The 13,705-nt window shown below is 41.2% G+C and carries 13 protein-coding genes and 1 riboswitch; of the genes, 7 read left to right on the top strand and 6 right to left on the bottom strand.

What is annotated here, in order from left to right; translation table 11 throughout:
* Positions 1-141 precede the first annotated feature (141 nt).
* From FCL45_RS16510 to FCL45_RS16490, 5 genes are all read right to left on the bottom strand, one after another.
* Positions 142-372 (bottom strand): hypothetical protein, encoded by a 231-nt coding sequence (locus FCL45_RS16510; protein WP_136799232.1) that lies wholly within the window; start codon positions 370-372, stop codon positions 142-144.
* Between the two features lie 128 nt (positions 373-500).
* The gene (locus FCL45_RS16505; RefSeq protein ID WP_136799233.1) at positions 501-1,001 is read right to left on the bottom strand and encodes a hypothetical protein; all 501 of its coding nucleotides are present in this window, start codon (positions 999-1,001) and stop codon (positions 501-503) included.
* 103 nt (positions 1,002-1,104) lie between these two features.
* Positions 1,105-1,710, bottom strand: a complete 606-nt coding sequence (locus FCL45_RS16500) for a plasmid pRiA4b ORF-3 family protein (RefSeq protein ID WP_136799234.1) — start codon at positions 1,708-1,710, stop codon at positions 1,105-1,107.
* 131 nt (positions 1,711-1,841) lie between these two features.
* Positions 1,842-2,303: a hypothetical protein gene (locus tag FCL45_RS16495; RefSeq protein ID WP_136799235.1), complete on the bottom strand. Its 462-nt coding sequence runs from the start codon at positions 2,301-2,303 to the stop codon at positions 1,842-1,844.
* An 845-nt stretch (positions 2,304-3,148) separates the two neighbouring features.
* Positions 3,149-4,273 carry a hypothetical protein gene (locus FCL45_RS16490; RefSeq protein ID WP_136799236.1) on the bottom strand — a complete coding sequence of 375 codons (1,125 nt, stop codon included), beginning with the start codon at positions 4,271-4,273 and terminating at the stop codon, positions 3,149-3,151.
* A 51-nt stretch (positions 4,274-4,324) separates the two neighbouring features.
* A riboswitch (cyclic di-GMP riboswitch) is annotated at positions 4,325-4,398 on the bottom strand.
* Between the two features lie 286 nt (positions 4,399-4,684).
* Here FCL45_RS16490 and tnpA point away from each other — a divergent pair.
* The 6 genes from tnpA (at position 4,685) to FCL45_RS16460 (ending at position 10,681) form a co-directional block, all read left to right on the top strand.
* Positions 4,685-5,023, top strand: a complete 339-nt coding sequence (gene tnpA, locus FCL45_RS16485) for an IS66 family insertion sequence element accessory protein TnpA (RefSeq protein WP_136800063.1) — start codon at positions 4,685-4,687, stop codon at positions 5,021-5,023.
* Positions 5,020-5,367, top strand: a complete 348-nt coding sequence (gene tnpB, locus FCL45_RS16480; RefSeq protein ID WP_136800062.1) for an IS66 family insertion sequence element accessory protein TnpB — start codon at positions 5,020-5,022, stop codon at positions 5,365-5,367. Before tnpA ends, tnpB begins: the two co-directional genes overlap by 4 nt.
* Positions 5,368-5,429: 62 nt before the next feature.
* A complete protein-coding gene (gene tnpC / locus FCL45_RS16475) occupies positions 5,430-7,001 on the top strand; it encodes an IS66 family transposase (RefSeq protein WP_420811227.1) in 1,572 nt (523 codons plus the stop codon).
* 415 nt (positions 7,002-7,416) lie between these two features.
* A complete protein-coding gene (locus FCL45_RS16470) occupies positions 7,417-8,217 on the top strand; it encodes a restriction endonuclease (protein WP_136799969.1) in 801 nt (266 codons plus the stop codon).
* 743 nt (positions 8,218-8,960) lie between these two features.
* A complete protein-coding gene (locus FCL45_RS16465) occupies positions 8,961-9,482 on the top strand; it encodes a hypothetical protein (protein ID WP_136799970.1) in 522 nt (173 codons plus the stop codon).
* 317 nt (positions 9,483-9,799) lie between these two features.
* Positions 9,800-10,681 carry a hypothetical protein gene (locus FCL45_RS16460; RefSeq protein ID WP_136799971.1) on the top strand — a complete coding sequence of 294 codons (882 nt, stop codon included), beginning with the start codon at positions 9,800-9,802 and terminating at the stop codon, positions 10,679-10,681.
* A gap of 224 nt (positions 10,682-10,905) precedes the next feature.
* Here the strand turns inward: FCL45_RS16460 and FCL45_RS16455 are convergent, their stop codons facing one another.
* Positions 10,906-11,841 (bottom strand): IS1595 family transposase, encoded by a 936-nt coding sequence (locus FCL45_RS16455; RefSeq protein ID WP_136799972.1) that lies wholly within the window; start codon positions 11,839-11,841, stop codon positions 10,906-10,908.
* A 997-nt stretch (positions 11,842-12,838) separates the two neighbouring features.
* Here FCL45_RS16455 and FCL45_RS16450 point away from each other — a divergent pair.
* Positions 12,839-13,567, top strand: a complete 729-nt coding sequence (locus FCL45_RS16450) for an endonuclease (protein WP_136799973.1) — start codon at positions 12,839-12,841, stop codon at positions 13,565-13,567.
* Positions 13,568-13,705 lie beyond the last annotated feature (138 nt).

Here is a 13,705-nt window from a genome sequence, read left to right as displayed (position 1 = left end):
TGTATTGTTTGTACTGTCAATGCCTTAAGGGATGTTGAAGTTAAGAAAAAGGGGATCGGCTGCCGAGACGAGCTTGTTAGGCGGTATGGTTGATTCCACGACACAATCAGTCATATCACCAGAAGGGGGCACCGGCCGCGATCAGAGGATGAACGCGGCCAGCGCCCCCTTCACTCGTTTTCGCTGTTCGTTGTCGAGGGTTGCCCACCACTCTTTGAATGATGGAAACTTGTATCGGGCAGAATCAATCTTGGATTGTGAGAAGCTTTGCAAGTAGGCTGCCTTGAGTAGCCCGGCAATGCTTTCACGCCAAATGGTTTCAGCATCCTTGGTGGTGAAAGGGGAGAGTGATTCAGCTTCGTTGGTGGTCATAATCCTCTTTTAGGAATGAAGAAATTTGTGGTCTGTCCCTTAATTCTCTTACTACAAACCCAGCCAGAGCAATACCTATTAAATAAAAAGCACCACCCATTTGTCTTCTCCTGTTTTTGATAATTTTCTCACGATAATCTTTTGGTAATGTCTTGAGCTTTTTTCGTCAGGTTTGAAACGGGATTCATCATTGCACTAAGCAATGCCCCTTCATGGATTGCTGGTGCATTATTTGCATCTTCAATATATTTACTTATTTCCGTTGGGATTTGTTTTTTCTCTTTCATAAAATCAATACAGCTCTTAACGATTTCCTGTGTTACTTCCCATAGTTTGTCGTCATCATTTATTTCTTGGAGAGTACTCTTGTTTGCGTGCTGGCCAATCACAAAATCAATAAATTTATTTGTGTTGAAATAATCCTCTTTTTCAAGAGTATCTCCCCAGCGATGGATGATTGTGCATGACATAGTGACGCCCGAAATGGCTTTTAACAAATCTCTAGAACTGTCATTCAAAATTTTGTCCCAAGCATCTCGGTTGCCCATTAATGCACGAGATAGAATTGCGTCTGTTACAAATACTGATGAGCTATCATCCTCTTTCTTTTTTTTACTAAATGGCCACATTTGGCACCTCCTGTTGGATTTGAATTGCTCTACATACATAACGTGAAGGTAACCGGCGAGCTTCAGCGAGTCCGTGTTGACCGACTTTTTTAGCAAAATATTTTTATTTAAATGCCATATTGAAGCGTTTTTTTGGATTCCAAAATTCAACTGAACTAGAATCAAAAATTTCAGGCTTATAAGGCATATAGCTCTTGGCATGGTTCTCTAACCAGTAAACCATATCTTCGTAACGTTCATGCTTTTTATCTGAAAGTATTTCGATTAATTCATAATAGCCTGGCACTCCACCACAGTCTTCAGGGGGACAGGATCGCTCGCCTTTGATGCATATTGGATATTTGACATTATCGTCTGCTAAAAACTTACTCTCTAATGTTACTTTATGTTCCCATCCATCACCAAAATCGTACTCATAGAGTGCAAAGTCACCAGGTTCATTTAAATAATCTGTAACCTTGGTTTCCCACCCAGGGAGAGTTTTGTTTTCATATTCATTATGTGGAATACCAATGGATATGAAATTTCTTTTTCTAGGTGGCTTAATTTTGAATTCATGAATATGATAATCAAGCCATCCCATTGAATCTTGAATTGCTACATGCAAATCCCAGAAACTATATCTTGCTGAAACTTGAATAGTCCTCCAAATTATTGGAGAAATTTCTAATAATTCAATCTTAAATTGTAAAGCTACCTTTGTTTTCATATTCGATATTTTATTTTGGATTTCTAACAAGTAATTATACAGAATCTGCGTAACATAATTTTTGTAATGTTATACAGAAGAAAGCGCTGTTAGGCAACCTGCAAGATTCCACGACACAATCAGTCATATCATCAGGGATTTGGGGTCTGCCCCCGAATGCTTAGTTTATCAGTAGCTAAAGTTGCTTTTTGCAGTTCGTGTTTCAGTAGTTTGTCCTGCGGACTCTGTAATAAAAAGTACCAAAGATTGAATCCCAAAAGCATAGATAATATACCGAGAGTTATTAGCAATTTATCAGCTCTATTCTCTCGTGTGATTTGATTTAGTAATAATCGACTATTTTGGACTTTAACAATTTGTACAGCCCTTTTCCTTTTAACCTCATTATGGTTTTCTCGGTTCTTTTCGTGTAATAATTTAACATGGGCTATTTTATTTGGATCTCGGTTAGAATCTTTTTCGAGGCTATCTAATTGCTCTTCTACTTTATCTAAACTCTGTGATAAGATATCTATCTCGCTCTCCAACAACGCTGCTTCTTCTTGTAAGATGAATATCTTAGGTTGCATTTCTCTAGATCGAGATTTCAACATATATAGTCCAAAAATCGTAATGACCAAGCCAAAAATAGCTATAAACTTATATAGGTTGTCGGTGGGTATATTAGGTAGATTTATCAATGTTTTTATGCTTTATCTAAGTTAGTTGTTAAGACATCATTTGAGCCACATCTGTGATGTATGTTGGTAAATATTGCGAACATCATCAGAACCTATTCTAAAGTATCTTTCAAAAGCTTTATTGGTTTGATGCATCGTCCCTTGTTTAATCTGTTCTGGTGTAAAATGCTCCCTAACAGCTATAGCTGAACTGTGTCGAGTCCCACCGTATAAATCAACTCCCTCGGTAAAGAATACTTCATAAACCAGTTCTTGATTTAGCTATGTTACTGATGTTTACAACATGTAGGTCATACTAACAAGACGGAATTTTGTTAGGATATGCAGAAACAGGGTTAGCATGCTAGAGCAGATTTCTTCTATCGAACGCGGAGAAAATACCAAATAATCGTTACTCGCCAGTTTGCACCGAGATGTCAGGCGTCGTGATTGATTCCACGACACAATCATGCAAGGTGGAGTTGAAGATTCTTCCTGATCAGGTAATTCCAACAACTGAGCCTTGCACTTCAACATTACCTGCGGGGAAGGTCAGCAGTCTTGTCGCCTCCGCCAGTGAGAGGTATTTCCTGTAACTCTTGGAGCTCGTTTATCAGAAGATTGAGATCAAATCAAACCTCAAAATCCTAAAACGTCAGGCCCGATCACCATTTATATTGTTAGTATTGGTATTTGCTACCCTTCTCCATAGCAAATAGAAAAGGCAGAGCCAGCTAAATGACTCTGCCTTATGGCAAATCATACTAATATAGAAATACTTACTTTTTGTTCTTCTTCAGGATAAACACAAAATCCTCACCTTCAAAAGAAGTTCCTCCAAATTCATCTTTCAGGTTTCCAGAAAGTTCGAGGATCAGACACTCATAATCCTCTACTTCACCAATGGCGGCGACTACCTCCTGAGCATTGAACTTCAAAGTGAGATCTATGAAGCCATCATATCGTAACTCGGTGCAGGCATGAGTATCACAACCATGCATGATATCTTCATATGGTGTGGCAACATCCTCCATTGACCAGTGAAGTGGGGCAGCCCCCACCAATCGAACAGACTCAGGGTCTATAGTAGTTACATCAAAATCCTCAGTGCCTAAAATTGCGACAGGTAATATCCCCTTCTGTCTTGTATTTAACGGATTCGGACAAGAACCAGGTTTAATATCCACCTCTACTGGGATTGAAATTACCTCAAGAGTCATTGCCAGTATGGTGTAATCACCAACATCATAGGTGCCTCCTGACTTGTCGTTCATAGTTATTGCAGTAATCGTTTTCTGATTATCTACGGCTATTTCGTAAAGGTGATAGTGACCCCATTCAGACGCCGGAAAATGGCCCACTGCTATGCCACTATAGCCGTACATGTATCCATGGAGAATGTCACTCCACTGTGAAAGTCCAGTGAGTGTGTTAACCGGAAATACCTCTTCCTCAGCGCCATCAGAATAGGAAAGGGTGAAGGAAAAATGATTTAAGTCCTCGCACCAGAGGCTACTATGGCCAAATGACGATGCCAAATAAGTACCCGTGCCTAACATATAAATTTTGGACACACCTGGTTCGTCAATAGGAATCTTGAAACTCTCGGTGCCTTCCAGGGTAGAAGACAACACGTGAGGCCCTGTATGGTTCTTTGACTTGACGTAAAAGGTTGCCCCAGGCAGGTCGGGAATAGTGATGTGGTCTTGCTCAAAATAGTCAAAAAATCCTCTATATTCATGGTCAAACAGATTGTAGTCTTCTGTGTAAAGTGGATATAAATCTACTTCTAAATACTCTCCCAAGACTGCAGAATCCAATAGTAGTGTCAAAAGTACTGCCATCAAGGTTGTCGCAAAGAGTCGTTGTTTGATGCAACTGGCCATAGTAGAAAGTGTTTTCATAGCAGCCCCCCTTTTATCCAGTTCAACAGAAAAAACCGAACCACCTCATTAAAAGGCAACTCGGCTATCAAATAGAGACCCGTGGCTCTCCGTCCCTGTTTTACAACAGGTTGGTCTTGTCTTATCGCGCAATCAGTTTTCCCAATGCTTTGTAATTTTCGGTTATCAGAGAGGAGAAATCAATGCCACAGCGTAGTGTTGCTTGGCAGGCATTATTGCAAATCTATCTTGCAGAAAAAAAATGGTCAGAATTGAAGTTAATATTGATAAGGTTTGATTGTGATAGGACAACGGCAACTTTATACTATTCCTGTTATCGTCATCTACGGTAAGCGACCAATAAACCCCATCTTTTCAGTCCTATAAATTCATGTTCCAGTATGCCTCACCATAACCAAGGAGGTATACATCGTGAACGGCACAATCTCGAAACTACAGCAGAAGCAGGAATACTGGCAAAAACATATCACTGCTTGGCAATCAAGTAATCTGAGTCAGAAAACCTATTGTCAATCGCACGGCATTGCTCTGGCGACATTTGGCTACTGGAAGCGCAAACTAAAAAACCTGAATGATAGGCAGGTTGCGTTTTACCCACTTACTGTACCAGCAACACTTCCAGATAATCCTGTTACGGCTTCTCCTGCTAGCATCGCAGTACATGTCAATCGATTTAAGCTCGAAATTCAGAGTGACTTCTGCGCCGAACAATTGAAAAAAGCTGTGAAGACCCTGGAGCAGCTAACATGATTCCCACTCCAGCAAATGTCCGAGTCTACATTGCTCTCGGGGTTACCGATATGCGCAAGTCAATAAACGGTTTGTCTCTTCTTGTTGAAGATCAGTTTGACCTCGATCTTTTCTCGGGCAGTCTGTTCGCTTTCTGTAATAGGAAAAGGGATATGGTCAAGATCCTTTACTGGTATCAAAATGGTTTTTGCATCTGGCAAAAACGACTTGAGGCAGATGTCTTTCGTTGGCCGGAATCAGAAGAAGAGGTAATTGAAGTCCATGAAACTGCTTTGCAGTGGCTTTTACATGGGCTTGATGTGCAACAGGCTCACATGCAACTTAGCTACAATTCAGTATCATAATATTTATGGAAATATTGCTTGAACTAGCTGTTATGGCAATGTTTATGTGGTATATTGCACACATGAATTTCGATACAGCAAACCTTCCTGATGACCCGGCAGAACTCAAACGACTTCTCGTTGAAACCCAACGTCGTTACGAGCGGGAAACCGAGCTTTTACGAGAGCAGGTTCGTCTACTCTATGCCAAACTGTTTGGCAAAAAAAGTGAAAAAGGAGGAGCCGAAGCAGGCGTGATGCAACTGCCTCTCTTTGACATGCCTGAACCTGAGGTTGAGCCAGTTGCCGAGGTTGTTGAAGTCCCTGAACATACTCGAGCGAAACGAGGCCGCAAGCCGTTACCGGCTAACCTGCCCAGGGTCGAAATCGTACATGACATTCCCGAAGATGATAAAGTCTGCAATTGTGGGGCGGAGCTGGATCGTATAGGTGAGGATATTTCCGAAAAGTTGGATATCGTCCCAGCTATTATACGGGTTGTGCGTCATATTCGCCCTAAATATGCTTGTAAAGCCTGTGAAGGATTGGAGTCTGAAGGGCCAGTGGTGAAAATTGCACCACCGCCAAAGCAGATTATCAGCAAGGGAATTGCTACCGCGGGCTTACTCGCCCATATACTTACTGCAAAATTCTGTGATGCACTGCCATTTTACCGGCAGGAAAGACAATTTTCCCGGCTGGGAGCTGAAATACCCAGGGCAACCATGGCTAATTGGGCAATGAAAGCTGCCGGTGCCTGCACACCACTTCTTGAACTGCTGTGGCGAGAGATTCATTCCGGTCCGTTAATCAATATCGATGAAACCTCGGTTCAGGTTCTGGCTGAACCGGGGCGGTCACCAACAACTAAATCGTATATGTGGATATGTCGCGGTGGTGATCCACATCATCCCGGCCTGATCTATCATTATGCTCCAAGTCGTTCAGCCAAAATTGCAAGGGAGCTGCTTGCGGGATATCGTGGAGCCGTGCAATCAGATGGTTACGCTGGGTACGACTTTCTTGATACGCAACCGAATATTGCCCACGCTGGCTGTTGGGCTCATGTTCGCCGTAAATTTGTTGATGCACAAAAAGGTCGTGGCAAAACCAAAAAGGCGGGCAGCACCGATGTAGCGCTGAACTATATTCGACAAATTTATGCAATTGAAAAAGAGGCAGCTAAACAAGGTCTTGCAGATGAAGACCTGCTTGCCTTGCGTCGAAAAAAGGCTCGGCCGATTCTGGAAGATTTCTTCCTTTGGCTGAGCAAAAAGTCTAGCCAAGTGACACCGAAGAGTTTGCTTGGATCTGCGGTGAATTATACCCTCAACCAGTGGAAACGCTTATTGGTCTACCTCGATATTCCTGAAATGACGCCGGACAATAATGCCGCTGAGAACGCAATACGCCCATTTGTCGTTGGCAGAAAAAACTGGCTGTTTGCAGGAACACAGGAAGGTGCTAAGGCGAGCGCCGTGATCTATAGCCTGGTTGAAACAGCCAAGGCCAATAATTTGGAACCGTATAACTACCTTCGATATCTATTTGAAAAATTACCGTTTGCAGAATCTCGTTCAGAGCTGTTGAAACTTTTGCCGATGAATTTAAAAGCTGACGATCTACGAATAGCTGGAAATGTGAGTGGGGTTTAATTACCGCTTACCATCTACGTACCTTAGAGGTTGGGCTTTCTACGGTGTGAGGCAGAATGGAAGATTACACGACACAATCATGCAAGGCGGGCTTGAAGATTTACAGTAGACATCTTCAATTTGTGGGAAATCAAACTCAGTTTAGATTTGAGGTGGAAATCTCATCTCATAATTTTTTGCATTTAAAACTTTGGTCCGAACTCTGTAGTTTTTTTACCTATAACACTCGTTTTTGTAATGTTACCCGGAAGAACGAAACTAATACCTGCATTGACTATTGCATCCTATTTGACTAATATGACACATTAATTTTTGCTTTATTGGAGCATCTTTGAGGGGGATGTGTGCCATATGGGGGCTTCACTCAGCCTTCTGTATAATTAATTGTTAGCTTCACAAGGAGAACGTTTCACGAATGTGGACTTTTGACGGAGTGATTACCTCTGCATGTGATAACTGTGGAGATATCCAAAATAATAATGTTTCAGATTTCAGTATTGAGTGTTATGGAGGTGATTACAAAGAGAATGGGATGGGAGCTCAAAATAATTATCAGCTCCTCTTTGAATTCAATTGCCCAAGGTGCCATAGTGAAATTACTTTGGATTTTGACGCTACAGAATATCCAATCGATTTTCTGAGTTATGTTATTAACAATTCGAATGGTGCATCTTGTTCAAATGAACCATATATAACCCATCTTGATGATGAAGCTATTTATACTTTCCCTGAACCTGAAATAATAGTTCCTGAAAGTCGTATTATTACAGATATCAACCTTATCAGGGCAAATATTCCTGACTTAATAAGGTTTTTGAGTCAAAACCCGCAGCACATACATTCTTTAACACCAAGAGAGTTTGAGGAAATTATCGCTGAAATATTTAGAGCGAAGGGTTTTGAAGTAACATTGACTGCAAAAACAAGGGATGGTGGTAAAGACATAATCGCAATACATAGAAATGATCTTGGTATAGACACTAAATACTTCATCGAATGTAAAAGGTATGCTCCAGAGAATAAGGTTGGCGTTGAGATTGTAAGAGCGTTGCATGGTGTCAAGAATACTGTAGGCGCGCCAAACAAGGTGATACTCGCTACAACATCAAGTTTTACTAGTGGAGCAGTGGATTTTGTACAAAACCAAGCCCCGAGCACGTGGGATATATCTCTCAAAGATTACAATGACATCTTGCAATGGATGAGATTGTATTAGTGTCAAAAGCTAACAAGGCGCTGCTGTCGGACAAATTTTCCGCTACGCTCCAAATTTGCCGCAGAGCGCGGCGTGTGTGCCGGGCATGGCATGAAACTAGAGAGGTGTAAGTTCTCTTACCAGGTTAAACAGAGCCGAAGGTTAGAAGAAGGGCAAGGGCATCATCGCGAGGTGTTGTCTGGAGGAAGCCCAATTCAAAGTCGCGGGGCGACGAACAGGAACCGGATATGAGGTGTGACACACTCGGGACGAGCGGGCACGTGACCGCGAAGTCCTCCATCTGCGCTTGGGTGTGTTTTATAAATCCGGCGTTTACGCGATGAAAGTTTCATGTCTTACCTCGGGAGGTCTCTCGAATTGCTCTGGGAAGCTGCGTGCAGCGGAAATTGGCTGGGATGCGAGTAATCAATTCCGACCGTTTAGGAGAAGTCAGCAGAAGGCATAGTAGGTGAAAGCAATCGGAAGCGGTTGTCAGGAAACGAGCCCGGTGAATAGAAAAGCCGGGAGGGCTCACCCACTGAAGGCCAGAACGGAAGAGAGGAGTGCAGTATTAATTTGAGTGTGATGAACATCCCTCTAGACCAGGAGAAATCTACACTTGAGAGAATGTATCGACGCTCCGGTTGGCAATAATGTCAAAACAATCAACCGAACCGCCGTGGTACGTGATCCGTATGCCCGGTGGTGTGGGAGGAGGGGAGCCGTGAGGTTCCTCCCTATCCCGATTATGCGTCGGAATAATAATGACTGAAGAAAAAATAACCCAAACACTTACGTATGCAGGCTTTATTTTGGTCGCGTTTGAGTTGGCAAAAGGAATGATTGTCAATCCAATCGAAACATTTTACAAAAATGTGACCTTCGACGAAGGTATGCCATTCAAATCATACAAACAAGACGTATTATCTAGGCACAAAAACAAATTTGAAGCGTCACTTCTTTATCTACGTGACTTCATGCAAGCAATAGATGCAGAAGACGTAATGACCATTCAAGCATTAAGAAAACACAGAAATATACTAGCGCATGAACTTCCGCAAATAATCCAGGATTTCGACATTGCCGAACACTTACAATTACTAGAAAAAACAGAAAAGGCACTATTTAAACTCAGCAACCATCGTGCGTACATGGAGTTTGGTACTTATTTCAGACTTAACAATATTGGTACCAATTGGGACACGGTAAAAGGACCAGAATATTGCCTCTTCGAAGAAATTGTTCAAAATATAAAATTTCTAGAAATAAAAGAAAAAAATGCATAACAAAACGCTCAACAAGGATTGCTGTCAGGCTACCGATTCGTTCTTAAAACCTTTTGTGCTATATCAAAAGCATGATTTTATTGCGTAGTTCACGGGTGCCAGCAACCTGTTAGCTCCACGTTATCGGACAACCATGATGTGAACCGAACAAGCGTGGGGCGAACTGGCTAATTGCCCGATAAACTGCGGCTGCTAAGCTTCAGCAGCAGTTAAGGTGAATTCGTATGATTTGTCAACAATCTTCAGGCAATAAAAAGAAAAGCTAAACAAAATTAATAAATATGCTTGTTAGCATTTATCACGAAATGAGATCATACATGGAAATAAAGAAAATCATCGAAAAGTGGCCGTTTACTGAAAAAATCTCAGCTATAACAATGAATGGCTACCAACAACTTTTATCTAAAATAAATCCTGGGACCAGAGACTGGTTCAACAACACGGCTTGTAAATTCTGGAATACAATTGGAGTGGGAAGTGCACCATTTTCGATTATCGCCGTGATTATTTCCGTAATGATAATCTTCTGCATTCTAAGTTTATCCGAATCATTCAGAGCAGTTTTCTTTGATGGGGTGTTTGTAGAATTTTCAGGGATGATTTTTGATCTAATTGTATTTGGTATATTCCTAGCCATTTATACAAATCGTCAGGAAAAAAAAGCTTATATTCAAACTCAAGAAGATTTGATCGATGATTACCTGAAGTGGAATACAGATGAAGGCAAGCGGCGTATTGCAGGAGCATTAAGAAGAATCCAGAAAAGAGGAAAACATGATCACTATCTAGGTGGCATCAATTTGTCGGATTTCTCGTTTAAATCAGAAGGGATTAGAAATTTATCAGGTTCCTCATTTCAAAACAATTGTTTTTCTATCAATCCCAACCGACCTGAGTCATTCAACACAATTCTAAAAAATGTATCCTTCAGTTATACTTGTTGCAGTGACGTCGTTTTTTCAAAAGGATTCATAAATCCGACGCGTTTTGAAGATTGTGACTTTGTAGAATGCAACTTAATTAATTCATCTTTTCAAGATGCTACTATAAAATACGATATTAAAAATATAAAGAAAGAAAAGTCAGATTGGTATGAAGATCTCACTGGTGAGGGAACTTCTGATCAAACCTACTTTCCCCCATTTTGGAATGCTAATTTAGAAGGTGTTAGCTTTAAGTCAGCATTATTGAAAATGTAGATTTCAGAGGTTCTTTTGATTTAGATAAGGCTATTTTTTCCTCTTGCCGAGGGTTGGAAACATGTTTGTTTGACGACAATGTAAATATTCAATACCTTACAGAAGTGCCTATGAATTAGATTTATTGATGGAAAATAAATGGGAACTTAAGAAGGACGTTTGACCCCGCTATGCTGAACTGAAGAGCTTGAATGAATCTAATTGATCTATAAAATATTTTCTAATTACCACCAATCCTCAGCAAGCCTAAGTTGGCGCTCTGGAATCGCGGCAGTTTGTGACGCATGATAAATAAGAGTTTGCAATAAACGTTGAAGATCAAATCGACGATTAAAACGATAACAGAATTCAGCCAAGTATCGAGGTAAATGCCTATGATTTAAACCGTGATACGTTCCGACAATCGAGTTCTTAACATTAACTATCACGGTGTTCAGCCAATCGAAAACATGAAAGTCAGGGTCTCCATATCTTCCTGTTGTTTTGATTGAAAACTGGTGATGCCCCTGATTGTTGAAGTTCTGGAAGCAAGGTAGGCCATCAGAAACAATCACTGTTGAAGCTTCAAGATGTTTATCGCCCCAGTTCTTCATACTGTTGGAATCAAAACCAGCGATTCGGCTGAAACGAATATACATCGGGTGGCCTTTCTTATTACGTTGGATTGCAGCGATAAATGGTGTTTTTCCTTCAGCACCTCGCCCACGCTTTCCACCCCAATAGACATCATCGACTTGTACAAAACCTCCGAGGCGTTTTGAATCGTCAGAAAACTTCATAACCATCTGGATCTTATGCTTAATACGCATGGCAGCTGTTTGCGAAATACCAAGAAAACGTCGTAATTTCAGAGAGGATACACCTTCCTTTGACTGACTTATTAGGTAAATAGCGAGAAACCAGATTGTTAAGGGCATCTTGGTCGACGCGAATATGGTGCCGGTTAGTAACGAGGCCTGGTGCCTACACTTACGACATTGGTACAAAGACCGCGATCGAATGAAGTAGTACTTGTCATGACTACATTTCGGACAGCGATATCCTTTAGGCCACTTATGGCGGAATAATCGAGCAAGGCATTGCTCCTCTGTACCGTATTGCAATTGAAAATCAAACAAACTGACCCCTGATTGAAAGTGAATGTCGCTTCGTTTAGCCATATCAGATCCCCTGTTGAGTTTCGTGGAGTATGACACGGCCGGGGTATCATTTAGTGACCACCCATGAAAAAAAGGTGTCAGGCTGAGCCTTAGTGGTAATCAGAAAAAGATTTGGGATAATAGTTGGACTGATTGGGTAACTGAAATACAACAAAAAAAAAGCAATTCATGCTTATTAAAATTAAGATATAGGAATATTTGAAGATTTTTTAGGAACAGCAAAAGTAGTAAACATGGTTTTTTTTGTTTTAGGCGCTTCCTTAACGCTGATCTGGAAATTTCTTGAGTTTCGATTTCTAAACATCAGTCAACCATAAAATACACCGAACACAAAAAGCTGGACAGGTGATTAAATCGTAAATTTCAAGCCAAGAAAAGTCTTGGGACGGTTAATACCTTTGGAAGCCTTTATTGGCAGGGGTGTTGCACTTATTTCTTGAATCCAACCTTTCTTCCCTTTAGGGGTTATTCAACAGAGGCCAATTTATAAGGAACGAAGAGTTACAAAACATAAACTCGTACTCCCCATGTTGAAATGTCTATATGCTTTACCGCCTTGGCTCAGTCAAGGTGGTATTATGCAAATTCAGATCACAGATTCGTACTGTCAATATCAAACTCTCATCAGTATTACATGGCGAAGATGTTCCCTGAAAACCTTCATGCAACTGACTCCCGGTGAGCATCTCGGCTACGTAATCTTCCCCAATCTCAACTTCCAACAATCGGGTAAATTACTCAGGAACATTGGAACATTTTTACCGATCATTGTGATTTAGACACATTATCGGCTACATAGGATTTCGGCATTGTTCCACGTGTTCCAGATTACAACCAGACACAATGGAACGTCTATCTTCTCTCCTCCGTCAATTCGCATATAGCTAATTAGAATCTTGACGTTTATCCTGATTTAATGCACGTTCTTCTCTTAGTCATTCCATATTGACCTCTTTGCCCCAGGCATGAACCAAAGAATTAAAACGACAGAGAGAAGATGATACAAGCAAGCAGATTCATATTAGGAACAGTACTCGTAGCTGTTATGGCTACCAGTGCAGCAGCCCAAAACCAGAGCATAGATTCATTCAATAAGGCTAAGAGATATCTGGAAAGAGAGGTCTACACTGACTATAGGAAGACCATCTATTGCGATGCTGACTACGACGAGAAGAAGTACATCAACCCACCTATTGGGTTTATCTCAGAAAAGTATGTTAAGAGATCAAAGAAGGTTGAATGGGAGCATATAGTTCCAGCAGAGAACTTTGGTCGTATATTCGTGGAATGGAGAGATGGAGACCAGGCATGCGTAGATAGTAAAGGGAAATCTTTTAAGGGGAGAAATTGTGCTAGGAAGGTAAACACTGCGTTCAGGTATATGGAGTCTGACCTACATAACCTCTTTCCTGCTATTGGATCAGTTAATGCCTTACGCAGTAATTACAACTTCACAGTACTTCCTGAGGCTTATCCAACCTTTGGATCATGTGATATGAGGATAGAGGGAAGAAAGGCTCATCCACCAGAGATAGCAAGAGGGCAGATCGCAAGGACTTACTTATACATGGACTCCACTTATTCACGGTACAGCATGAGCAAGAGCCAGAGAAAACTCATGGAGACGTGGGATACGATGTATCCGGTAACAGGCTGGGAGTGTAAAAGGGTATCTCGTATCAAACAGATCCAAGGAAACGATAACCCTTTCGTGTCTAACGAATAAGGATAGATTGTGATCGCAAAGCGATCCACAATCTTATCCGTGGTTGAACAAGCCCGGCTTTTCTCCTAAGGAAATATCTTTTGAAAGTAATTACCCTGGAAGGGGGCCTTGAATTCTAGCTGTAATTATAGAGCATAG

It is taken from the genome of Desulfosediminicola ganghwensis (genome assembly GCF_005116675.2).
GTDB lineage: Bacteria > Desulfobacterota > Desulfobulbia > Desulfobulbales > Desulfocapsaceae > Desulfopila > Desulfopila ganghwensis.
The sequence above is the reverse complement of the archived record's forward strand: the minus strand, read 5'-3'. Positions and strand labels throughout refer to the sequence as shown.